Here is a 21,388-nt window from a genome sequence, read left to right on the forward strand (position 1 = left end):
TCTAATTTAGGGGAGGCGGGGCGGAAATTCCAGAAAAAGCAGCGCTCTATCGCCGGATTTGGCCTTGGGCGCCCGGGCGCTGGCCGCACAGAAAGCTGAGATCGGCGTAAAAAAAAGCCGCCGCCATAGAAGGGAATGGCGGCGGCGAGTTTGGACGCTTCGGGTCGTGTGGGGGGAGGAAGCGCCCGAGGGGATTAGAAATTAAATCGGAGACCGGCCTCGACGATGGAGGCGCTGTTTTCGATATCGAAGTCTGCTGAGAAAAGGCCGGCTTCTACGGATATGTCCGTTGTTGCGCGGTATCGATAGGCGACCGTGAGGTCCACCGATGGTGAAACTTCATAGGCGAGGCCTGCAATTCCCTGATAAGCGAAGGCCGTCGCGTCATCCTGAATGATCGGAACGTCGGACGGCGAATAATTCACATCCACAAATCCAACGCCGACGCCGGCGCCGAGATAGGGTTTCAACGGCCCGCCAGTGTCGAAGTCGTAAAAGACATTCGCCATGACGAAAATATTCGACACATCGCCCTGGCCATCCGCGACAAGGTCGCCAACGCTGACGCCAAGATTCGGCGATCCGGTGATCAGAACGCCGGCGTCTTCACCATCAAGGGCAATGCCGCCGGCGGCGACAGCGACATGAGTTGATACATCGTTCACCTGATAGGCGACTTCAAGTTCGCTGCGAAACGCGCCATAGCGTTTGCCGACTGCGCCAGCGACAGAAAAGCCCGTGTCGAAATCCGTTTCCCAGCCAACCGGCGTTCCGTCTGGCAGGACGGTTCCCGCAGGTATCGTCGTTCCTTCGCCGGTCGTGAAGGCGCCGGCAAAAGCGCCGTCATTTGTAGAATCGCCGAGCAGTGAAACCCCGCCGGATAGCGAGGCGTAATACCCTTCTGCCTGCGCGGCGCCCGACATGAGTGTGATCGCAACAAGCGCGGCGGACAGGCGGTTAAAAGCAGTCATGATTCCTTTTCCCTATATTTTAAGACGGAATTTTTTCCGCGGACTGGTTTGTTATGAGGTCAGAAGGCGGCGACCCGTCGGCCAGCGCCGGGCCGCCGCTCATGGGTTTGGGGTTACGGCATCACGACAGCGTCGATGACGTGAATGACGCCGTTGGACGCTTTGATGTCGGCTTTCGTGACGGACGCGTCGTCGACTTTCACGCCGTCGGTTGCGTCGACAGAAATTGTTGAGCCCTGAACGGTTTCCACGTCCAGCGTCTTGCCGGCGATATCGCCGGACATCACTTTGCCGGGCAGGACATGATAGGTGAGGACAGCGATCAGTTGATCCTTGTTTTCAGGCTTCAACAGGTTTTCAACTGCGCCTTCCGGCAGTTTTGCAAAGGCCGCATCCGTCGGCGCGAAGACGGTGAACGGGCCCTCGCCCTTCAACGTCTCAACCAGACCGGCGGCTTCCAGTGCGGCGGCCAGCGTGGTGAAATCGCCCGCCGCAACCGCGGTGTCGACGATGTCTTTCTTGGCTTTGCCGTGATGATCGGCGTTAGCGACGCCGAAGGCGGCCGCGAAAGCGGCGACAGCGGCGATAAGCGTCTTCGTAAAATTGATCTTCATATTGGTGTTCTCCCTTTGCTGCACATGCCGCTCCGTGGGGGCCGGAGCCGGCGAGAGGCGCTGGTGAGCGCCGTCGACGGCTTTCATATAAAGAAAATAACTTTGAATGATAATAAAAGTTTCGTGAGGATAGACAGTATTTTCTTGTAAAGAAAAATCGACGCCGCTATTTTTTGTCTAAAGAAAAAACGGACGCCAGATGCTGACAGATACGCTCTCAAAAGGCCTCGAAGAATATGAAATCGGATCGAAGGTCCGGGCCTTGCGCCTCGATAAAGGTATGGCGCTCGCGCAATTGGGGGAGCATTCGGGCCTTTCGGTCGGCATGCTGTCGAAAATCGAGCGCGGCCAGATCATTCCGACATTGCCGACCCTGTTGCGCATCGCGATGGTCTATGGCGTCGGTCTCGATCACTTTTTTGTTGAAGATAACGACCGTCCCTTGATCGCCGTCACACGCAAGAAAGAGCGGATGCGCTTTCCCGAACGGCAAGGAGCGAAAGGCGAAACCTATTTTTTCGAAAGTCTGAATTTTCCGGCTACGGACAGAAAGCTCAACGGTTTCCTGGCGGAGTTTTCCATGAAATCCGAACCGTCAGAGCCCCACAGTCATGACGGGGTTGAGCTGGTTTATGTGATGAAAGGGCAGCTCACCATTGCGATCGACGGTGAAGACCAGATTCTCGATGAAGGCGATGCGATTTATTTCGATAGCAGCACGCCGCACAGCTACCGCAGAACCGGCAGGTCAGCATGTTCGGCGATGATCATTGTGACAGCCGACGGCGGCTGACATGATCGCCGTCTATAACGCTCTGGCGATCTCGTCCTGAATGGCGGCGGCGCTCGCCGCCGGGTCTTTGGCGGCGATGACGGGCCGGCCGACCACCAGATGATCGGCCCCAGCGGCGATGGCGTCGGCGGGCGTCACCACCCTTTTCTGGTCATTGGCGTCCGATCCCGCCGGGCGGACCCCCGGGGTCACGATTTTGAGCGCGTCGCCGAACCGCGCCTTGATGGCGGCCGCTTCTTTCGCCGAGGCGACGACGCCGTCAGCGCCCGCTTCCGCGGCAAATTCCGCCCGTTTGAGAACGAGATCGGGGAGCGCGATATCGATCCCCATCTTCGTCAGGCTGTCCTGGTTGAGGCTCGTCAGCACCGTGACAGCGAGGATTTTCAGGCGCTTGTCGTCGCCGCGCCCGTCGACCGCGCCTTTCAGCACATCGGGTTCGGCGTGGACGGTGAGAAAATCGCCGCCAAGTTTTGCGACGCTTTTCACGCCGCGCTCCACCGTGGCGCCGATATCGTGAAATTTGAAATCGAGAAAAACTTTCTTGCCTTCCTGTGAAAGCCGCTTCGCCAGATCGAGCCCGCCGATCGGCATCAGCTGATAACCGATCTTGTAGAATGTCCCTTCATCGCCGATGGCGTTGATCGCGGTTTGCGCATCCTCCGTAGAGGGAAGATCGAGGGCGATAATCAGGCGGTCCTTTGCGTTCATATTTTACTCCGATCATCCCCGCGACAGCGGGGATCCATTCCAGGTCAGCGCTTGGGGCATAGGTTCCCGCTTTCGCAGGGATGAGCGGCGGGGTGATACAGACGTCATCCCGCCTTTGCCTTCTTCTTTGCCGTCCGCAGTTTCGGCCTGGCGGCTAGTTTCTTTTTCGCTGCTTTTTTCTTCTTGGCGGGCGCCGCTTTCTTCACAGCTTTCGCCTTTTCCTTTTTCGGCTGATCCGGCGACATCACCTTGTCCTTGAAACCGCAGAGATCGAAAATGGGACAGCGCCAGCATTCAGGGCGGCGCGCCTTACAGATATAGCGCCCATGCAGGATCAGCCAGTGATGGGCGTGCAGCATGAAATCATCAGGGATGATTTTCTCAAGGCCAAGCTCGACTTCCAGCGGATTCTTGCCGGGGGCGAGCCCGGTGCGGTTGCCGACGCGGAAAATATGGGTGTCGACGGCGATGGTGGGCTGGCCGAAGGCGACATTCATGACGACATTGGCGGTCTTGCGGCCGACGCCGGGCAGGGTCTCCAGTTCTTCGCGGGTCTGTGGCACCGCGCCGCCGAAATCCTTGATGATCTTTTCCGACAGCGCGATCACATTTTTCGCCTTGTTGCGCCACAGCCCGATGGTCTTGATGTAATCGCCCAGTTTTTTCTCGCCCAGCGCCGCCATTTTCTTCGGCGTGTCCGCGATCTCGAATAGGGTCTTGGTCGCCTTGTTGACGCCTTCGTCGGTCGCCTGCGCGGAGAGGGCGACGGCGACGACCAGCGTGAACGGGTTCTTGAAATAAAGTTCGGTCTGGGGCTCAGGGCTCGCTTCGGCGAGGCGCTCGAAAATCTTCCGCGCAATAGCGCGCGTCATTTTGGGCATCTTGGCTCTCTTGGAAGTGGTGGCGCGACCATAACGCGCGTCACCGGAAGGTAAAGTTCCGCGCAAAGTGAATTGCGGGAACGGGGCGCCGCGCTTATGTTTTCCCCATGCCGCGTAACCGCCATTACGAAACCATGGCCCCGGTGCAAAAGGGGCGGGCCTCCAGTGCGTCGGGGTTGGACGATGTCGCCGAGGGCGCCAGCCTCTTTGACGCCGTCCTGTCGCCGAACCGGTCGCTGCCGAATAATGGCTTCGTTGCGGTGATGACCATCGTCATCCTCTCCAACCTTTTTTTCGGGACCTATTTCTTCATGAAAGGCGCCTGGCCGGTGGTCGGGTTTTGCGGGCTCGACGTGTTTGCGGTCTGGCTCGCCTTCAAATTGAGCTACCGGCAAGGACGCCTGCGCGAACGGGTGCGGGTCACCGAGGAAGATATGTGGGTGGCGCGGGTTCTCCCCTCAGGCCACGAGACGCGCTGGCGGCTCCAGCCCTTCTGGACAAGGGTCTTCATCGAGCGGCCTGTGGGCCATGAAAGCCAGGTGCGCGTCACCTCCAAGGGCGAGACCCTGATCCTCGGCTCGTTCCTGTCCCCGGATGAGCGGGGCCGGTTCGCCGAAGCGCTGTCAGACGCCTTGGGAAAAGCGCGGGGCTAGGCTAAACGGAGCCTTCCTAAAACGAACGGGACCCAAATGCTCGGCTTTTTCCTTGTTGTGTTTGCGCTGCTCGCCCTGGCTGGCGGGCTTTATTGGCGCTGGCGGGTGAAAATCGCCGAAGAGGTCGCCGAAGGCGCAGCGATCGAATGGGCGCATCTTCAAAAGCATGAGCCGGAGTTTCTGGACGGGATCACCGAGGATAAATTCCGTGAGGTTTATGCGAAGGTGCACACGCCGCGTTTTCCGAAATATGCGCTTGGCGCAATCGCGTCTTTTTTCATCTCGCTGCCGGTCACCTTTGCGGTGCTGAGCCTCGGACTTTGGGCTGCGGACGCCGCCGGCTTCATTCCTGAACCCGTCGATGTCGCCGATCGTGTTTTCGTCGAAGACGACAAGCTGATTATCTTCAAGGAAACGCCGCCCGAAGCCGCGCTCTATTACGTGCGCGACCTTGCAGGATTCTATTATTTTTTCGGCGTGATGGCCGCCTGGCTTGTCATCGTCTGGTTTTTTATGCGCCGGTTTCATTCGCGCCGCCCCGGTTATCTGCGCGATGAACTGATCCGAGCAAAAGAATAGGGAGAACGATATGCGTTATTTGCACACCATGGTGCGGGTGAAGGATCTGGACCAATCGCTCGATTTTTATTGCGGCAAGCTCGGGCTCGTCGAAGTGCATCGCATGGAGAACGAAAAGGGGCGGTTTACGCTGGTCTTCCTCGCTGCGCCGGAAGACGCCGAGGCGGCGAAAGAAAAGAAAGCGCCGCTGGTGGAGCTCACATATAATTGGGATACGGAAGATTATGACGGCGGCCGCAATTTCGGCCATCTCGCCTATCTGGTGGATGATATTTACGCGACCTGTCAGAAATTGAAGGATGGTGGCGTCGTGATTAACCGTCCCCCGCGCGACGGCCATATGGCGTTTGTGCGCTCGCCCGACAATATTTCCATTGAACTTCTTCAAAAAGGCGAGAGCCTCGCCCCTGCGGAGCCCTGGGCCTCGATGGAAAACACCGGAAGCTGGTAAGAGCTTAGCTTTTCCTTAACGCCCGCAAGTCGACATTACAGCGCCCGCCCGAAGCGCTCCCGATAGAAAGTTCGCCAATGACGGATCTTCCCGTTCAGCTTGAAAATGTCACCAAGCGATACGGCGCCTTCACGGCGGTGAACGATCTCTCCTTTGCGGTGAAACAGGGCGAAATCTACGGCTTTCTGGGGCCGAACGGGGCCGGGAAAACGACAACGCTCCGAATGCTTCTCGATATTGTGCAGCCGACCGTCGGGCGTATTTCGGTGCTCGGGTCGCACTCGGCGATTTCGGTGCGCCGGCGTATCGGTTACTTGCCGGAGGAGCGCGGGCTATACCGCAAGATGAAGGCCGCCGACTCTATCGCTTATTTCGCGCGCCTGCGCGGACTTTCCGGCGGCGCGGCGAAGAAACGCGCCCATGCGCTTCTCGAAGAGTTCGGGCTCGGCGAATTTGCGCGCGCCAAAAACGAGGCTCTCTCGAAAGGCATGGCGCAAAAGGTTCAGCTATTGGCGACCATCGCCCATGAACCGGAGCTGCTCATTCTGGACGAGCCTTTTTCCGGCCTCGACCCCATCAATCAGCAGACGCTGGAGCAATTGATCGCCGATCAGCGGGCGGGCGGGCGCACCATCATTTTTTCAACCCATGTGATGCAGCATGCGGAACGTCTGTGTGACCGTTTCCTCATCATCGCCAAGGGGGAAAAGCGGTTTGAAGGGACCCTGTCTGAAGCGCGGGCGGGGTTTGGCCGCCACATTCATGTGCGTTCCTCGGCGCCGGCCGCCGCTTTTGAGGCGTTGTCGGGCGTTCTTTCCGTAAGGCTCGAACGCGGCGGCGATGAAAGCGATTACGACATCGAGCTTGCAGAAAACGCCGATCCGCAGGACTTTTTGCATCAAGCGATTGCCGCCGGGCTTGTCCTCACGCGCTTTGAACAGGCAGGCGCCACGCTCCACGATATCTTCGTTGCGCTGGCGGGAGATGAGGCGCTGGCGCCCCATGAGGGTGCGCGCGCGGAGGCGGCGGAATGAAACAGATTCTCCTCATCGCCTGGCGCGAATACAAGCAATATGTCCTCTCGCGCGGCTTTCTGATTTTTCTGGTGATGTTTCCTCTGGGCCTTGCGGGGCTGACAGCGGCCATGGGGTTTGTGGAGCGCAGCAAGCCGACCCGCGTTTTTGTCGTCTATGATGAAACCGGTCAGTATGCAGATGAGATCGACCGGGAGATTGAACGGCGCCATGCGCTGGCGACGCTGAACGCCTGGAATATCTATCTCGCGGCTTATGCGCCCGCCGAGGCGGCGGAGGCGCTGCCGGCGCCGTTCGCGCCGGACGGCGTCAGTGACGCGCGCGTGAAGGCGATTGATGAGGCGGGTGGATATACGGCCGCGCAAGCGGCGGTCGCCGATATGCTGCGCCCCGGCGCGCCGCCTTTCACCGCCCCGCGCGGGCAATTCGAAAGAGTCGCCGGTCCCGCCGAACTTGCGGCGGCGTCTTCGGTGGAAGACGCCGAAAGCATCCTGCGTCCTTATCTTCTTGAAGAACGCAGCGTGGTTCGCGCGGATGGCGAGGCAGCGCCGCTCTTTGCGGCGGTCTTGATCCCGCAAGGCTTCGGCGTCGCCAATGAGGATGACGAGGACGCGCCCTCGGCGCAATATTGGAGCCGCAACCTCACTGACACGGCGCTGGAAGACCTTGTCGGCAACGCCCTCGATGCCGCGCTGAAGCGCGAAGCGGCCGAAGCGCTAGGCTTGCCGCGCGCGGCGCTTGACGATGTCGCCGCCATCGCGGCGCCGTTTGAAGCCTATCGTCCCGACCGCGAAGCCGAAGAAGCCCAGCTCGACATGCAGGACCGGATCGAAACCCTGATGCCGGCGGCGCTCACCTATATGTTGCTGGTCATTATTTTCGGCGTCGGCAATCTCCTGCTCACCAACACCATTGAAGAGCGCTCCAACAAGATCGTTGAAATCCTTCTCTCGTCGGTGACGGCGGGGCAGTTGATGATGGGCAAGCTGATTGGCATCGCCGCTGTGGGGCTCACCATGCCGGCGATTTTTCTCTTCGGCGGGCTCGCCGGATCGGTGGCCCTCGGCGCCGGCGGCGCGAGTTTCCTTGGGCCCGTCTTTGCGGCGCTTTTTTCCTCGCCGCTGCTTCTCATCTATCTTTTCTATTTCTTTTGCGCCTATGCGATTTTCGCGATGATCTTCCTCGCCATCGGCGCCGTGTCGAATTCCCTGCAGGACGCCCAGTCCTATATGGGCCCGGTGATGTTGCTCGTCTTCGCGCCGCTGCCCTTCATGGTGATGGTGTTTGAAAATCCCAATGGCTTTATCGCGTCGCTGTTGACCTGGATTCCCATCTATACGCCCTATGCGGTGATGATGCGTGCGGCGGCCGATCCGCCCTTATGGGAGGTTGTCGGCGCGACCGCCTTCATGCTCGCCTTTGCGATTGTGCTGGTGCGCTTTTTGGGCCGCATCTTCCGTAACGCGATCCTGCAATCCTCGCCGCCGAAAGCGCGCGAAGTCTGGCGTCTGGCGCGGCAGGACGCGGCGTAAGGCGCAAATGTGGCGCGCATCGTTTAGAAGCCGCCGCGCCGATTGGCGCAGTGGCGTTTTTAATAGCAGCCTGTAAAACCCGCGCCAGGAAAGCAGCAGCTTTTACGCAAGGCGCAAATGCCCAGATCCCGGTTTCGCTATAACCGCCTTAATCGCCGTCTTGATGTTCTCGTTCGCGGACGGCTATGGCTTCAGGTCCTGATCGCCATTGCGCTGGGCGTTTCGGTGGGGGCGCTGTTCGGCCCCGATCTGTCGCTGGTCTCTCGCCAGGTTGCGCAGACCACGGGAGACTGGCTGGCTTTACCCGGCCGGCTGTTTCTCGCGCTCATTCGCATGGTCATTATTCCGCTGGTGGTCAGTTCCATCGTGATGGGCATCGCCGCAGCGGGCGCTGGCGCCAATCTGCGCCGCATCGGGTTGCGGCTGACGGCGTTCGTTCTGGTCACGACGCTGATCGGCGCGTCGATTGGCGGCGGTCTGGCCAGCCTCGTTTCCGCCGGAAAAAGCGTGATGCTGGGCACGCCGCCGACCCCGCGGCTGAAGCCCGATCCGGCGACGGTGGAAGCGGCGGCCTCCCCGATTGAAGCCATCGGCCGCGAATTGCCGTCGATGATTTCAGGTCTCATTCCGCAAAATGTTTCCGCCTCAATCCTCGATCAGGACATGCTGGCCATTGTCGTCTTCGCGCTGTTCATCGGCGTCGCGACCGTGACCAGCGACAAGCGTGAACTGACGAAACCGCTGGTGGCGCTCGCGGGCGCTGTCCTGGAAGTCTGCATGACGGTTATTCGCACGGCGATGCGCTTTGCGCCGCTCGCGGTGTTCGGTCTGATGGCGGAAACGACAGCGGTCAACGGCCTCAGCACGCTGATCGATCTCGCCGTTTATTGCGGCGTTGTGATCGGCGGGCTTTTCATGTTGCTGATTGTTTACCTCGTCATTGTTGCGTTTCTGGGCGGTATGACGCCCTGGAATTTCCTGCGCGCCGTCGCGCCGGTGCAGCTTCTGGCGTTTTCGACCTCAAGCTCCGCCGCCGTGATGCCGCTCACCATGAAAACCGCGGTGGAAAAACTGGGCGCCTCGCCGTCGCTCGCGGGTGCCGTCATTCCCCTTGCGGCGACCATCAATATGGCGGGGACGGCGCTCTATCAGTCGGCGGCGATTGTGTTTCTGGCGAATATCGCAGGCGTTTCTTTGTCGCCGGGCGATCTCGCCTTTGTCATGATCACGCTCACCGGCGCCTCGATCGGCGCGCCCGCCGCGCCCGGCGCCTCCATCGCAGTTTTGTCGGCGACGGCGACAAGCTTTGGCATTCCCCTGAACGGGCTCGCGCTGGTGCTCGGCGTTGATCGCCTCCTCGACATGGCGCGCACCAGCGTCAATGTCACCGGCGATCTCGTCGCCTGTCGTTTGTTGTCGGGAATTGAAACCGAGACGCCTGCGCCGGCGGCGCAAAAGCCGGAGGAAGCGCCGCCGCCCTCGACCGCCTAGAAACAGGCCTTGGCGGAGGCGGCGTTTTTATGGCTGGAGTTTTTTCTGGCGGCGTCCATCACATTAGCGCCAAGGCGCGTTTCATCTGTTTCTTGTGCCGCGCGGTCATAGGCAAGGAAAAATTGTTCCGGCGGCGCCGCCATCAGGCAGAGCAGGGCGTCGCGCCCATAAGCGCCGTCAATGATGCGCGTCATGCCAGCGCCAATAGCGTAGAAGGGGCTGTCAAAAAAGCCGGAAAGGCCGATGGCTTTTACTTTATGCGATGCTTCTTCGTCCCCGCTGTTGCTGAGGTAAAAGAACGCTATGTTGAGAAGATCAAAATTGGCGTCCATGCGCCGGTTGTTTGTTTTGATGATCTGCTGCGAAAGTTGCGTGTAGGCGCCGTCGGTGTCGATCTCGCTGAAGTCCGCGACAACACTCGCTGTTCCTTCGCGGATGATCTCTGAAAAGATCGACAGCGTTTCATTGCTTTCCGATGGGCCGGGCATGAAACGGCTTTGAATGGCGTGATAGGTTTCATGCGCGGCGAGATAAGTGAGGCCGTCATGGTCGCCTTTCAAGCAGGGAAGATCGACGAAAAAAGCAGCGCCCCTGGACCAGCCGCCGCAGGAAGGGCTGCCCGTCACGACGACGGCGGCGCCGGAGAAGGAAATTCCCGCAGGCGTATAGGCGTTAAGCATGTCAGCGATCGTGTCGCCGATTTTCTCACGCCGGTCTTCGAGCAAGGTGATCTCGGCGCGGAGTTCCTCGCGTCGCTCGATGACCTCTGCAAAGCGGAAAATATCGCGCTCAGGCGTTTCGCAGTTCGCGGCGGCTCGACGCGCTTCCACATAAGCATCCATGGTGAAGTCGTCGCGGAATTGATGAAAATGATCCACCATGATCTGCGCCGTCTCGGAAGCGCGGATCGCGGCTTCGTCAATGTCGCCGTCTGAGCAAACTTCCGCCAACACCGCATTGGCAAAGCTTGTGTCAAAATCGACGTGAATATCTGGTGCGGCGGAGGAAACAAAAAGGGCGGCGAGAGCGCCAATCATGAAAGCATCTCCTCGCGGCCCGTTTTAGTGGCTGTCACCTGGCTTATAGATAAACTTACGGTCGCAATAGCCGCATTCGGCTTCGCCGTCTTCGAGTGAATACCACACGACAGGATGGCCGAGCGCCCCGCCGCCGCCATCGCAGGAGACGCGGCGTTTGTCCGTATAGATGACTTCCGGATCGGGTGTGGCGGATTTCGCCGGCGTTTGGTGTTCGCTCATGGCAGGATAGGTCTTCTGATGGCTTGTTTCCTCATGGATTGCCGCTGCCGGGCCTTCTCGTCAAGTCTTTGTGAGCGGCGTCTTCGCCCGCTCCTGATGGTTGACCCTCGTCTGCTGCGGCGCGATAAGCGCCATATACATGCCGGATGATCATTCCATGGATTTCAATACCAACGCTGAATACGCCATCGCCGCGCGGGGCGTACGCAAAACCTATGGCGGCAACGGCAAGTCGCCGCCGAAAGAGGCGCTGAAAGGCGTCGATATTTTCGTCAAGCGCGGCACGATTTTCGGTCTGTTGGGGCCGAATGGCGCGGGCAAGTCGACCTTTATCAACATCCTTGCCGGGCTTGTGAAAAAAAGCGCGGGCGAGGTGTCGGTCTGGGGTTTTGACATCGACCGCAATCCGCGTCAGGCGCGCGCCGCCCTTGGGATCGTGCCCCAGGAAATCAACATGGAGGTGTTCTTCACGCCGCTTGAAGGCATGGAGATCCAGGCGGGGCTGTATGGCGTGCCGAAAAGCCAGCGCCGCTCCATGGAGATTTTGAAAGCGCTCGGGCTTGAGGATAAAGCCAACGCCTATGTCCGGATGCTGTCCGGCGGCATGAAGCGACGCCTCTTGGTCGCGAAGGCCATGGTGCATTCGCCGCCGATCTTGATCCTCGATGAGCCTACTGCCGGGGTCGACATCGAGCTCAGGAAACAGCTCTGGGAATATGTCCTGAAGCTTCACGAGCAGGGCGTAACGATTGTTCTGACGACGCACTATCTCGAAGAGGCGCAGGAGCTGTGCAAGGAAATCGCCATCATCAATCATGGTGAGGTGGTCGCCTGCGAGCCTACGGAAAAACTCATTTCCTCGCTTGACCGCAAGACACTGATGGTGACGCCGAATGAAGACGTCGCCGCCGCGCCGGATCTTGGCCCGCTATCGGTGGACCTCAAACCGGACGGCAATCTGGCGATCCACTATCAGCCGAGCGAAACGCGGGTCGCCGAGATTCTGGAGCGGCTCAACACCGCCGGGGTTTCCGTGAAAGACATCACCACGGTCGAGGCCGATCTCGAAGATGTCTTCCTTGAACTTACCTATCATAACAAAGGGTAAGGCCCCGCGCGCCAATTAGGGCGCCCTCAAAGCTTCCACCGGAGCGCGACGGGCGCTAGGTTCCCCCGTCGCCATCGAGAAGGGGAGTTTCATGGCCGCGCGCGCAATTCTGTCAGTCTTTTCCACATTTGTATTTTTGATCACTGCTCTGCCGGCGGCGGCGCAGAACGCTTCTGCTGAGGCCGGGGCGGGCGATTCCATCCTGGTGCTGGATGCTTCCGGCTCCATGTGGGGCCAGATTGAGGGTGAAGCGAAAATCACCATCGCCAAATCCGTGCTCGCCGATCTTTTGAAAGATCTGCCTGCGGAGCGCCGCCTTGGCCTCATCGCCTATGGCCACAGACGCACGGGCGATTGCGCCGACATTGAAGAGCTCGCCGCCGTGGGAACGGATCGCGCCGCCATTTCCGGCGCTGTCGCAAAGCTCAATCCCAAGGGCAAAACGCCCATGGCGGATTCGATCAAACTTGCCGCGGACAAGCTGAAATACACCGAGGAAAAAGCGACGGTCATTCTTGTTTCCGATGGCATCGAAACCTGCGCGCCAGATCCGTGCGGCGTCGCCGCCGCGCTGGAAGCCGCCGGTGTGGATTTCACCGTGCATGTGGTGGGCTTTGACGTGACGGAAGAAAACGCCCAGGCGCAGTTGCGCTGCATCGCCGACAATACGGGCGGCCAGTTCGTGTCGGCGTCAAATGCCGGCGAGTTGACCGAAGCGCTGGAAGGAACAGTCGTCGCCGCGCCCGAAGTCGTGACGGAAACGAAAGTGCGCTTGCGCGCCACCGAGCTTGAAGGCGGCCTTGTCATCGAAGAAGGGCTGACATGGACGGTGACGCCGGCGGGCGGCGGCGATCCCGTTTTTACGCAGGACGGCGCCGGCAGCGTCGACATCGATATTGAGCCCGGAACATACGATATCGCCGTAACGCGGCCTGCGGATGGGCTCAAAGGCGAACTGAAATCATTCAAGGTCGCCGAGAACACCTGGAAGACAGTGACAATTGCGCTCACTTTCCCGGTGGAGGCGACGGTGCGCGCTGAGCCGGCCGGAGAAGGCGTGGCGGGCACAAATATCAAAGGTCACTGGACCGGCCCCGACCGCCGCGGCGATTACATCGCCATTGCCGAGAAGGGCGCCGACAAGGGAAGTTACATTTCCTATCGCTATACGTCGCAAGGCAACCCGGCGGAGCTTCGCCTGCCGGTGGAGCCGGGTGACTATGAACTTCGTTACATGCTTGGCCGCCCGATCCGCGTGCTGGCGAGCGCTGAGATCAAGGTGACGCCCGCGACGGCGACATTGTCAGCGCCGGACACGGCGATTGCAGGCGAAGAAGTGAGTGTTGAGTTTACCGGACCGCCGGCGGGTTCCGGCGACTGGGTCACGGTCGTCAAACCGGACGCCCCCGACAACAAATACAATGATTATCATTACACGAGACAGGGCAGCCCTGCGACGATCCGCATGCCGCTCGAGGCGGGGGAGTACGAACTTCGTTTCGTGCAAAACAATAAAAAAGTGCTGGCCCGCAAACCGATCACCGTCACAGTGGCGCTTGCGACCATCTCCGGACCTGAAACAGCGGTTTCCGGTGAAGAGGTGCAGGTCGAGTTTTCAGGGCCGGAGCCGGCGTCGGGCGACTGGATCACCGTGACGGCGCCGGATGATCCTGCGAACAAGTATAACGATTATCATTACACCCGGAACGGCAGCCCCGGAACGATCCGCATGCCGCTTGAGGCGGGCGACTACGAATTGCGCTTCGTGCAGGGCAACAAGAAAGTCATCGCCCGTCAGCCCATCACGATCACCGCGGCGACGGCGACGCTTTCTGCAAAAGACACGGCTATTGCCGGTGAGACGGTGAGTGTTGAGTTTACAGGCCCGGCGCCGGGCCAGGGCGATTGGGTTACGGTGATTGAGCCTGATGCGCCGGATAACAAATATACGGACTACAAATACACGCGGTCTGGCAGCCCTGCGGAAATTCGCATGCCGCTGGATGCAGGTGAGTATGAACTCCGCCTTGTACAGGCCAACAAAAAAGTGCTTGCGCGCAGGCCGATAAGTGTAACGGCGGCGACCGCGACGCTCGACGCGCCGGCCTCGGCCAAGGCGGATAGCGTGGCTGAGGTGACCTTTACAGGGCCGCCGGTGGGGCAGGGCGATTACATTGCTGTGTCACAGCTCGATCAGCCGGACGTGAAATATCTGACCTATGTCTATGTCCGTGGCGGCAGCCCCGCGAGACTTCGCATGCCCAAAGAGCCGGGCGATTACGAGCTACGCTATATTCAGGGGAACAAGAAAGTGCTGGCGCGCCGTCCCATCAAGGTGACGCCGTAGATTATCCGGTAGATTATCCGATCGGCCGCCATGGCGCGGGAGTGTCTCCAAGCGTCATGGCGTGTTCTCTCAGCGCGTCTGCGACTGCCTTTGCGTCGCCTTTCAGGGCCGCCGGATCGATCTTCGGCCCGAAGGTGATGCGATAGGTCTTTTCTTTTTTGTTCAACAGCTCGTGGAACAGCGTGATGTCGCGCAATTCGGTGTTGAGCTTCCAGAACCAGTAATAAAGCCAGGAATTGCGCATATCGATATGCGCCGGCACGACCGGGCAATCATATTTGCGCGCAAAGATCGCGACAGAGGCGAGCCATTCCTGCTCCGTCAGCCTTTTGTCGTCATTCATGTAGGCGAGGCGTCCGGAAGGAAAAAGAACGACGCATTTTTCCTCTTGAAACGCCTTGATGGCGCTCTCCAGCGTCTCGCGCGAGCGCGCCGCGGTGCGCTTTTTCTCCACCCATTCGACAGGAATGATCATGTCTTCAAGGCCGGGCGCGGCGCGAAGCGCATCGCGATTGGCGAAGAAGGTCATGTCGCGGCGGCGGGATTTGATGGCGTCAAACATGGCGACGCCGTCGGGAATGCCGGTGGGATGCGTCGACGCAATAAGAACGCGTCCTTGCTCAGGAAGATGCTCCAGCCCCGAAACGTCCACATCAAGGGTCAACAGATCGCTGATGTAATCGAACACATTGCGCGCGGATTTGTCGGCGATGTCATCCGCCATCTTCACGGCGGGTTTGTATAGCAGGAGCGGATAGAGAAGGGTTTTGTACATTGGCCAGAAGCGCGATGCGCGCAGCCTGTGGGCGCGCTCCTCGATCAGCACGTCAACGATATGTTGGTCGCCATCGGCGGCGCTCGCAAAAGAGGACGGCGTGGCGTCCATAAAATCTCACATCCCGTAAGAACCGGGCCGGTTTTTACCTTGCTTGGCCCATGCTATCAAAGCCTCAAACGGGGATCGAATGGAAAACCTTAAAGAAATCGAGGCGCTTGCACGAGGCGGGGACGCCGCGAGCCAGTACCGGCTGGCGGCGCTCCTGGAGCGGTCGGGTCAAAGGGAGGCGGCGCGGGAATGGACGCGCAAGGCCGCCGACGCCGGCCACCCGGGCGCCCTTTACACCATCGCTTGCGAGCTTTTGGCCGTGCCGCCAGAAACGATGCGCGTCGATGAAGCAGTCGGGCTTCTCACACGCGCTCGCGACGGCGGCGGCGCGGCCGCCATGCGTCTGCTCGCCGTTCTGACGGCGCTTGGCCTCGGCGTGAAGCAGGACTGGGCGGGCGCGGTGCGGCTTTTGGGGGACGCGGCCGAGACCGGCCATCCCGCCGCCATGCGCGAATTGGCGCTGTTGGCGGAGAGCGTTTCCGGGCGGCGATGGGCGGGGGCGAAGCTGCTCGCCGCTGCGGCGCGCAAGGGCGACTGGGTCGCGCTCGCTTATGCGGCGCGCCGGCCGGGGCTCTTGAGCGATGCGGAGGCGGCCATGGCGCGTGCAAGCTTGAGGAAACGCGCCGTTGATTTCATCTCCCTTGATCCGCTGACGGAAGATCGCACGGCGAGTCCCGATGTGACCGTCGCCGATCTTGTTTCCGCAGCGCAGGCGCCGGCGGCGTTCCAGGGCGCGAAGGAAACGCTGCATGAGACGCCGTCGCTCTATCGTATTCCGGCGCTGCTTTCGCGCGATGAGTGCGACTATGTGATTTGCGCCTCCGCGCCGCTCCTGACGCCGTCGCTTGTTGTCGATCCGGAAAAGGGCGCCGCGGATCATGCGCAATATCGCACATCCGAAGGCGCGCTGATCGGCCTCCTCGATCTCGACCTCATGCTGGTGTCGGTCTACCGGCGGCTCGCCATGGCGGCGGAAGTCGAATGGGGCAATTGCGAGCTGGTCGGCGTCCTGCGTTATCGCCCGGGCCAGGAATACAAGCCCCATCGCGACTATCTTCCCGAAGATGAACATGACTATTCCGAGGTGCGCCGGTCGGGCCAGCGCGCGAAAACCCTGCTTGTTTCGCTCAATGACGCCTATGCCGGCGGGGCGACCGTCTTTCCGGAGCTCACGATCGAGCATAAAGGCCAGACCGGCGATGCGTTCGTTTTTGAGAACACGAACGGCGCGGGCGCGCCCTATCCCGAAACGCTTCACGCGGGCGCGCCGGTGAGCAAAGGCGAAAAATGGCTCTTGAGCTTGTGGTGCCGGGAGCGGCGGTTCTGGTTTTGGGCCTAGAGCATTTTCAAGCGAAGCAGTCCCCGGTTCGCGTTAAGAAAATGCGATAAAAAATAATCCAGGGCCATTTGTAAAATGGCCCTAGTTCTGTTCTTCGGGGTCTTCGCGATAAGGCTCGCTCGCGAGATGCAGGGTCAGGAAGGCCGCCGCAATGAGAAGCCCAACGGCCGCAACGCCGCCGCCATTATTGCCGAGCCAGTTGCCGACAATGCAGACGAGCGCGATCACCAGATAGGGCGCCAATGGCGGGCTTTCGTGACGCAGACGGACGATGAAAAGTCCTGTCGTCGCCAGAAAAAGCATGACCGAAAGCGCGTCGAAAATACTGTCCACGAGCTTATTCTCCCTGTGCAAAATGTCCCGCAATGGCGTTAACAGCGTGTTAGGCGGCTTGGTTAACGGGAAGGAAGTTGGGCTCTCGGGGGAAAAGATCAGGAATTAGGGCCGGAATCCGTCCCCGGTCTTGTGGCCATGACGTGATTTTGCCGCTAAGAGCGGAATCTGCTGACGGCATGACAGGTGCATGTTCAATGCGCCGGGCGTGGCCGGACAACCCCGGTGGTGAGGTCCAGGGAGACTGTAATGAGCTTATCCGTAACTGCAGCGCAGGACACGCGCAGCTTTGAAGATCGTGCGCCGGCCAAATTGGCGAATTTGACCGCGGCGGCCCTTTATCAGCTGGCGGTGGCGCGCGGCGAAGGCGAGATCGCCAAGGGCGGCCCGCTGGTCGTCAAAACCGGCGAGCATACGGGCCGCTCGGCCCAGGACAAATTTATCGTCCGCCATCCGGAAATCGAAGAGAAGATCTGGTGGGACGCCAACAAGGCGATCACCCCCGAAGCGTTCGACCGGCTGCATGCCGACATGCTGGACTATGCGTCATCGCGCGACCTCATCATGCAGGATCTCGCCGGCGGCGCCGACCAGACCTATGGCATCAAGGTTCGCGTCTTCACCGAATATGCCTGGCACAGTCTCTTCATCCAGCATCTCCTCGTGCGCCCGCCGTTGAATGAGCGCCCTTCTGTTTCTGGAGAGGGCGATCCCGATTTCACCATCGTCGATCTTCCCGGCTTCACAGCCGACCCCGAAGTGCATGGTTGCCGCACCGGCACCGTGGTTGCGGTGGATTTCGTGCGCCGTCTCATTCTCATCGGCGGCACGTCCTATGCGGGCGAAATGAAAAAGTCGGTCTTCACGATCCTCAATTATCTCCTGCCGGAACAGGAAATCATGCCCATGCATTGCTCGGTCAATGTGGGTGAAGATGACGACGCGGCGATCTTTTTCGGCCTGTCGGGCACCGGCAAGACGACGCTGTCGGCCGATCCCAACCGCACGCTTATCGGCGACGACGAACATGGCTGGGGGCCGAATGGCCTCTTCAATTTCGAAGGCGGCTGCTACGCCAAGATGATCCGCCTGTCGCCTTCCGCCGAACCGGAAATTTACGCGACCACGAAACGCTTTGGCACCGTGCTCGAAAATGTGGTCATGGACCCGGTCACACGCGAGCTCGATCTTGACGATGCGACGCTCGCCGAGAACTCCCGCGGCGCCTACCCGATCGATTACATTCCGAACGCCAGCCTCACCGGCGTCACCACCCACCCCCAAAACATCATCATGCTCACCTGCGACGCCTTTGGCGTGATGCCGCCGATCGCGCGGCTCTCCCCGGCGCAGGCGATGTATATGTTCCTGTCGGGCTACACGGCCAAAGTCGCCGGCACTGAAAAAGGCCTCGGCAAAGACCCGGAAGCGACTTTCTCAACCTGCTTCGGGGCGCCTTTCATGCCGCGTCACCCGTCTGAATATGGCGCGCTCCTGGGCAAGCTCATCGACAAGCATGATGTGGATTGCTGGCTCGTGTCGACCGGCTGGACCGGCGGACCGCACGGGCAGGGCAAGCGCATGCCGATCAAGGAAACGCGCGCGCTGCTTACCGCTGCGCTCAACGGCTCGCTGAATTCGGCGCCCATGCGCAAGGACGAGATTTTCGGCTTCGACGTGCCGAGCGATGTGCCGGGCGTCGACAAGGCGATCCTCAATCCGCGCGACACCTGGGAAGACGCCTCGGCCTTCGACGCACAGGCTGCGAAGCTCGCAAAAATGTTCACCGAGAACTTCAAGATCTTCGAAGCTTATGTCAGCGACGACGTGAAGGCTGCGGGCCCCAAGGCGAATTGACGGTCGGCGGTTGGCCCGGCAGACTCAGGGCGTATCTCTGAGGATCATTATTGCGCATGCCAGGATGCGTCGTCACCAATGATGCGGAGGCTTCGCTTCCGCTTCACCGCCACGAAGATGCGCGCATCATTGTCGTTCTCGATGGCGAAATCTGTGAGAACGATCTTTCCGGCAGACATGTCTATGGGAAGGGCGAGGTCCTCTTTCGTCCACCATTTTGTGCGCACGCCAATGCTTCGTCTGGTGCGCCGTCATCTTTCCTCAGGCTTCATGTATCGCGCAAAAACTGGATTGGCTATGTGCGCCGTCATGGCTGGCGGGGCATGCGCGCCGCTTTGGAGCTGGAGACGCGCGAGCATCGCGCCGCACTAAGGGCGAGAAGAGGCGGCGACAGCCTATTCTCCATGATGCTCGAAGCGGGAATGCCAGTTGGCGGCGGCGATGAGGCGCGCTTTTCAGGGGCTCTTTCCTTGCGCGCGCTTGCGATTGGTGAGGGACTCGAGCCGTATCAGCTCACGAGACGCTTCCAGAAGCGTTTCGGGCTGACGCCGACCGCCTGGCGGCGCGAATGGCGGCTCCGGCGAGCGCTGACGCTGCTCGCGGAAGGCGCAGCGCTGGCTTCTATCGCCGTCGACTGCGGCTTTTCAGACCAGAGCCATCTGACGCGGGAAGTAAAGAGGGCGACCGGCATGGCTCCCGCCGCGTTTCAACGTTTTGCGCAAGGCTGAGCGGCTACACTGCAACTACGTTCAAGACTGACGCCGCAAAATGCTGAAAGCTCCCACGTCTGGCGAATATGTGGAGCAAGCATGAAAAGAACACTCGCATCTGTGGCGGCGGCTTTGTTGTTGGGCGCTTGCGCTTCCGAACCTCCCGTTGTGGCGGCGGAATGCGCCGCGCCGGTCAGGAAGTCCGAACCGGCGCTTGCAGCAGCGATCGACCCGCTTGTGGACAGCGCCTTTGACCGCGGCTTCGCCGGCGGCGTCGTCGTCATTCGAGACGGCGATCTCGTCTATTCTCGTGTGGTCGGCAGCGCGTCGCCCACAGAAAATATTCCCGTGACCGATGAGACACTGTTTCAGGTCTCTTCTATCGCAAAATATTTCACGGCGGCGCTCGTGATGAAGGCTGCAGAGGAAGGCAAGTTCTCGATCCGCGATTCAATAGGCGTACTGGCGCCGGGAACAAGGCTTGCTGCGCGCGGCGTATCCTTTGCCGATCTCTTGTCGCATCAGTCGGGGCTCGGCTCCACCTATGTCGCGGAGCGGGAAACCAATAGGGACAGCGCGATCGCAGCCATCGACAAAACCGAAATCGATGAGGAAAGGGTCGGCGGTTTTCGTTATTCGAATGACGGTTATGATCTCTTGGGCGCGCTCCTGGAGCGCGCATACGGGCGTCCTTATGAAGAGCTTTTGAAAGAAAAGATTTTCGAGCCCGCCTGCCTCGCCCATGCAAGTCATTGGTCGCTTGTCGACGTTATGGACCCCCATACTGTCGGACAGCCTTTAAAGCCATTTCCGGAAAGCCTGCGCTCGCGCAATTACGGCATGATGGCGGCGGCGGGATTGTTGATTTCGGCGAAGGACCTCGCGGCCTATCAGCAGGCGCTCATGGAGGATAAAATCGTCTCGCAAGCATCGCTAGAGAAAATGTTCGCTCCGCGCGGCGACACTTCCATCGGCAAGGCGACGTTCGGCGCCTTTTTGTCTGAAGTTGATGGCGCCGGACGTCGCCTCAGCGCCCTCGGTTCCGAGGACTGGGGAGACAATGCCGCCATGCACCATTATCTCGACAAGAACGTGATCGTCGCCGTCGTCACAAGCCGCGGTCCCGCCGAGGAGACGGGCGAGCCTATGTTTCGCAATGAGCTGTCGGAAGCGATTGAAGCGATCTTGTTCGAAACTGACTAGACTTTCGTGTCCAGCCTTTCGCCGGGCTCCGATGAGGGCGGGGTCTCGCCGCCGCCTGCGCCGGGGCCCGAGGAGACCGTCACCATGGCCGCGCGCAAGACGCGGTCGCCGATGGTAAAGCCTTGCTGGGCGACATCGACCACATGGCCGTGCGGTATTTCCGCATGCGGAATTTGTGCGACCGCCTGATGCACATTGGGATCGAATTTTTCACGCTCGGCGGCGACTTTTTTTACGCCATGGCGCTCGAGCACCGAGAGCAGTTCCTTCTCGGTCATCTGGAGACCGTCGATCAGCCCTTTGGCGACGTCGCTCATGCCTTCTGCCGGCGCATTCTCTGTTGCAATGCGCAGGGCCCGCTCGAAATTGTCGGAAACGCCAATCAGGTCGCGGGCGAAATTGGCGATGGCGTAGCGCCCGGCGTCTGCTTTTTCGCGCGCCGCCCGGCGGCGGGTGTTTTCAAGCTCGGCGGCGAGGCGCAACACCTTGTCGCTCAACTCGCCAATCTCTTTTTTGGCGGCGTCGCTTATCGGTTCGTCATCGGCGAGATCGTCTTCGCCCAACATTTCCGGGTCATCGAGCATGCCTTCCTCTTCATGGGGAAAAGGCGGCGGCCGGTTTTCGTGTTCGTCACTCATG

At 60.1% G+C, this 21,388-nt stretch carries 21 protein-coding genes and 1 pseudogene; 13 read left to right on the plus strand and 9 right to left on the minus strand.

The window, feature by feature from the left end; genetic code table 11:
* Positions 1–194: 194 nt before the first annotated feature.
* Positions 195–971: an outer membrane protein gene (locus ACFC5L_RS03810; protein ID WP_375201606.1), complete on the minus strand. Its 777-nt coding sequence runs from the start codon at positions 969–971 to the stop codon at positions 195–197.
* A gap of 113 nt (positions 972–1,084) precedes the next feature.
* A complete protein-coding gene (locus ACFC5L_RS03815) occupies positions 1,085–1,585 on the minus strand; it encodes a fasciclin domain-containing protein (protein WP_375201605.1) in 501 nt (166 codons plus the stop codon).
* A 199-nt stretch (positions 1,586–1,784) separates the two neighbouring features.
* Here ACFC5L_RS03815 and ACFC5L_RS03820 point away from each other — a divergent pair, with 199 nt between their 5' ends.
* On the plus strand, positions 1,785–2,378 hold the full coding sequence (locus tag ACFC5L_RS03820; protein WP_375201604.1) for a helix-turn-helix domain-containing protein: 594 nt from the start codon (positions 1,785–1,787) through the stop codon (positions 2,376–2,378).
* Positions 2,379–2,390: 12 nt separating this feature from the next.
* Here the strand turns inward: ACFC5L_RS03820 and pyrF are convergent, their stop codons facing one another.
* Positions 2,391–3,086, minus strand: a complete 696-nt coding sequence (gene pyrF, locus ACFC5L_RS03825) for an orotidine-5'-phosphate decarboxylase (protein WP_375201603.1) — start codon at positions 3,084–3,086, stop codon at positions 2,391–2,393.
* Between the two features lie 104 nt (positions 3,087–3,190).
* A complete protein-coding gene (gene nth / locus ACFC5L_RS03830; RefSeq protein WP_375201602.1) occupies positions 3,191–3,967 on the minus strand; it encodes an endonuclease III in 777 nt (258 codons plus the stop codon).
* 107 nt (positions 3,968–4,074) lie between these two features.
* Here nth and ACFC5L_RS03835 point away from each other — a divergent pair, with 107 nt between their 5' ends.
* From ACFC5L_RS03835 to ACFC5L_RS03860, 6 genes and pseudogenes are all read left to right on the plus strand, one after another.
* Complete coding sequence (locus tag ACFC5L_RS03835) at positions 4,075–4,620, plus strand: DUF2244 domain-containing protein (protein ID WP_375201601.1); 546 nt, start codon at positions 4,075–4,077, stop codon at positions 4,618–4,620.
* A gap of 21 nt (positions 4,621–4,641) precedes the next feature.
* Positions 4,642–5,199, plus strand: a pseudogene (locus tag ACFC5L_RS03840) (hypothetical protein); the annotation flags it as partial.
* A gap of 10 nt (positions 5,200–5,209) precedes the next feature.
* Positions 5,210–5,650, plus strand: coding sequence for a lactoylglutathione lyase (gene gloA / locus ACFC5L_RS03845; protein ID WP_375201600.1), 441 nt, complete (start codon positions 5,210–5,212; stop codon positions 5,648–5,650).
* 77 nt (positions 5,651–5,727) lie between these two features.
* Positions 5,728–6,684, plus strand: a complete 957-nt coding sequence (locus ACFC5L_RS03850) for an ABC transporter ATP-binding protein (RefSeq protein ID WP_375201599.1) — start codon at positions 5,728–5,730, stop codon at positions 6,682–6,684.
* On the plus strand, positions 6,681–8,216 hold the full coding sequence (locus tag ACFC5L_RS03855; RefSeq protein WP_375201598.1) for an ABC transporter permease: 1,536 nt from the start codon (positions 6,681–6,683) through the stop codon (positions 8,214–8,216). Before ACFC5L_RS03850 ends, ACFC5L_RS03855 begins: the two co-directional genes overlap by 4 nt.
* 117 nt (positions 8,217–8,333) lie before the next feature.
* Positions 8,334–9,707, plus strand: coding sequence for a dicarboxylate/amino acid:cation symporter (locus tag ACFC5L_RS03860; protein ID WP_375201597.1), 1,374 nt, complete (start codon positions 8,334–8,336; stop codon positions 9,705–9,707).
* On the opposite strand, the gene ACFC5L_RS03865 is transcribed toward ACFC5L_RS03860, so the two are convergent.
* Both ACFC5L_RS03865 and ACFC5L_RS03870 read right to left on the minus strand, forming a co-directional pair.
* Positions 9,704–10,744, minus strand: a complete 1,041-nt coding sequence (locus ACFC5L_RS03865; RefSeq protein ID WP_375201596.1) for a DUF5700 domain-containing putative Zn-dependent protease — start codon at positions 10,742–10,744, stop codon at positions 9,704–9,706. The two genes, ACFC5L_RS03860 and ACFC5L_RS03865, sit on opposite strands and share 4 nt — an antisense overlap.
* A 24-nt stretch (positions 10,745–10,768) precedes the next feature.
* The gene (locus tag ACFC5L_RS03870) at positions 10,769–10,966 is read right to left on the minus strand and encodes a zinc-finger domain-containing protein (RefSeq protein ID WP_375201595.1); all 198 of its coding nucleotides are present in this window, start codon (positions 10,964–10,966) and stop codon (positions 10,769–10,771) included.
* A gap of 139 nt (positions 10,967–11,105) precedes the next feature.
* Here ACFC5L_RS03870 and ACFC5L_RS03875 point away from each other — a divergent pair, with 139 nt between their 5' ends.
* Together ACFC5L_RS03875 and ACFC5L_RS03880 are read left to right on the plus strand one after the other, a co-directional pair.
* A complete protein-coding gene (locus ACFC5L_RS03875) occupies positions 11,106–12,074 on the plus strand; it encodes an ABC transporter ATP-binding protein (protein ID WP_375201594.1) in 969 nt (322 codons plus the stop codon).
* 91 nt (positions 12,075–12,165) lie between these two features.
* Positions 12,166–14,421, plus strand: a complete 2,256-nt coding sequence (locus ACFC5L_RS03880) for a VWA domain-containing protein (protein ID WP_375201593.1) — start codon at positions 12,166–12,168, stop codon at positions 14,419–14,421.
* A 13-nt stretch (positions 14,422–14,434) separates the two neighbouring features.
* On the opposite strand, the gene ACFC5L_RS03885 is transcribed toward ACFC5L_RS03880, so the two are convergent.
* Positions 14,435–15,307 carry a 1-acyl-sn-glycerol-3-phosphate acyltransferase gene (locus tag ACFC5L_RS03885; protein WP_375201592.1) on the minus strand — a complete coding sequence of 291 codons (873 nt, stop codon included), beginning with the start codon at positions 15,305–15,307 and terminating at the stop codon, positions 14,435–14,437.
* Between the two features lie 79 nt (positions 15,308–15,386).
* On the opposite strand from ACFC5L_RS03885, the gene ACFC5L_RS03890 reads away from it, so the two are divergent.
* Complete coding sequence (locus tag ACFC5L_RS03890) at positions 15,387–16,646, plus strand: 2OG-Fe(II) oxygenase (RefSeq protein WP_375201591.1); 1,260 nt, start codon at positions 15,387–15,389, stop codon at positions 16,644–16,646.
* Positions 16,647–16,727: 81 nt separating this feature from the next.
* Here the strand turns inward: ACFC5L_RS03890 and ACFC5L_RS03895 are convergent, their stop codons facing one another.
* On the minus strand, positions 16,728–16,979 hold the full coding sequence (locus tag ACFC5L_RS03895; protein ID WP_375201590.1) for an XrtV sorting system accessory protein: 252 nt from the start codon (positions 16,977–16,979) through the stop codon (positions 16,728–16,730).
* Positions 16,980–17,228: 249 nt separating this feature from the next.
* Between ACFC5L_RS03895 and ACFC5L_RS03900 the strand changes: the two genes are divergently transcribed.
* The 3 genes from ACFC5L_RS03900 (at position 17,229) to ACFC5L_RS03910 (ending at position 20,749) form a co-directional block, all read left to right on the plus strand.
* Positions 17,229–18,836: a phosphoenolpyruvate carboxykinase gene (locus ACFC5L_RS03900; RefSeq protein ID WP_375201589.1), complete on the plus strand. Its 1,608-nt coding sequence runs from the start codon at positions 17,229–17,231 to the stop codon at positions 18,834–18,836.
* 56 nt (positions 18,837–18,892) lie between these two features.
* Positions 18,893–19,564 (plus strand): helix-turn-helix domain-containing protein, encoded by a 672-nt coding sequence (locus ACFC5L_RS03905; protein ID WP_375201588.1) that lies wholly within the window; start codon positions 18,893–18,895, stop codon positions 19,562–19,564.
* An 81-nt stretch (positions 19,565–19,645) separates the two neighbouring features.
* Positions 19,646–20,749 (plus strand): serine hydrolase domain-containing protein, encoded by a 1,104-nt coding sequence (locus ACFC5L_RS03910; RefSeq protein ID WP_375201587.1) that lies wholly within the window; start codon positions 19,646–19,648, stop codon positions 20,747–20,749.
* On the opposite strand, the gene grpE is transcribed toward ACFC5L_RS03910, so the two are convergent.
* Positions 20,746–21,387, minus strand: coding sequence for a nucleotide exchange factor GrpE (gene grpE, locus ACFC5L_RS03915; RefSeq protein ID WP_375201586.1), 642 nt, complete (start codon positions 21,385–21,387; stop codon positions 20,746–20,748). The two genes, ACFC5L_RS03910 and grpE, sit on opposite strands and share 4 nt — an antisense overlap.
* Position 21,388 lies beyond the last annotated feature (1 nt).

Source organism: Hyphococcus sp. (assembly GCF_041986965.1).
In the GTDB taxonomy this organism is placed as follows: domain Bacteria; phylum Pseudomonadota; class Alphaproteobacteria; order Caulobacterales; family Parvularculaceae; genus Hyphococcus.

Bases quoted from the DNA above. Each gene is read 5' to 3' on its own strand.
- ACFC5L_RS03810 (WP_375201606.1), bottom strand. From the start codon at position 971: ATGACTGCTTTTAACCGCCTGTCCGCCGCGCTTGTTGCGATCACACTC.
- ACFC5L_RS03815 (WP_375201605.1), bottom strand. From the start codon at position 1,585: ATGAAGATCAATTTTACGAAGACGCTTATCGCCGCTGTCGCCGCTTTC.
- ACFC5L_RS03820 (WP_375201604.1), top strand. From the start codon at position 1,785: ATGCTGACAGATACGCTCTCAAAAGGCCTCGAAGAATATGAAATCGGA.
- pyrF (WP_375201603.1), bottom strand. From the start codon at position 3,086: ATGAACGCAAAGGACCGCCTGATTATCGCCCTCGATCTTCCCTCTACG.
- nth (WP_375201602.1), bottom strand. From the start codon at position 3,967: ATGCCCAAAATGACGCGCGCTATTGCGCGGAAGATTTTCGAGCGCCTC.
- ACFC5L_RS03835 (WP_375201601.1), top strand. From the start codon at position 4,075: ATGCCGCGTAACCGCCATTACGAAACCATGGCCCCGGTGCAAAAGGGG.
- gloA (WP_375201600.1), top strand. From the start codon at position 5,210: ATGCGTTATTTGCACACCATGGTGCGGGTGAAGGATCTGGACCAATCG.
- ACFC5L_RS03850 (WP_375201599.1), top strand. From the start codon at position 5,728: ATGACGGATCTTCCCGTTCAGCTTGAAAATGTCACCAAGCGATACGGC.
- ACFC5L_RS03855 (WP_375201598.1), top strand. From the start codon at position 6,681: ATGAAACAGATTCTCCTCATCGCCTGGCGCGAATACAAGCAATATGTC.
- ACFC5L_RS03860 (WP_375201597.1), top strand. From the start codon at position 8,334: ATGCCCAGATCCCGGTTTCGCTATAACCGCCTTAATCGCCGTCTTGAT.
- ACFC5L_RS03865 (WP_375201596.1), bottom strand. From the start codon at position 10,744: ATGATTGGCGCTCTCGCCGCCCTTTTTGTTTCCTCCGCCGCACCAGAT.
- ACFC5L_RS03870 (WP_375201595.1), bottom strand. From the start codon at position 10,966: ATGAGCGAACACCAAACGCCGGCGAAATCCGCCACACCCGATCCGGAA.
- ACFC5L_RS03875 (WP_375201594.1), top strand. From the start codon at position 11,106: ATGCCGGATGATCATTCCATGGATTTCAATACCAACGCTGAATACGCC.
- ACFC5L_RS03880 (WP_375201593.1), top strand. From the start codon at position 12,166: ATGGCCGCGCGCGCAATTCTGTCAGTCTTTTCCACATTTGTATTTTTG.
- ACFC5L_RS03885 (WP_375201592.1), bottom strand. From the start codon at position 15,307: ATGGACGCCACGCCGTCCTCTTTTGCGAGCGCCGCCGATGGCGACCAA.
- ACFC5L_RS03890 (WP_375201591.1), top strand. From the start codon at position 15,387: ATGGAAAACCTTAAAGAAATCGAGGCGCTTGCACGAGGCGGGGACGCC.
- ACFC5L_RS03900 (WP_375201589.1), top strand. From the start codon at position 17,229: ATGAGCTTATCCGTAACTGCAGCGCAGGACACGCGCAGCTTTGAAGAT.
- ACFC5L_RS03905 (WP_375201588.1), top strand. From the start codon at position 18,893: ATGCCAGGATGCGTCGTCACCAATGATGCGGAGGCTTCGCTTCCGCTT.
- ACFC5L_RS03910 (WP_375201587.1), top strand. From the start codon at position 19,646: ATGAAAAGAACACTCGCATCTGTGGCGGCGGCTTTGTTGTTGGGCGCT.
- grpE (WP_375201586.1), bottom strand. From the start codon at position 21,387: ATGAGTGACGAACACGAAAACCGGCCGCCGCCTTTTCCCCATGAAGAG.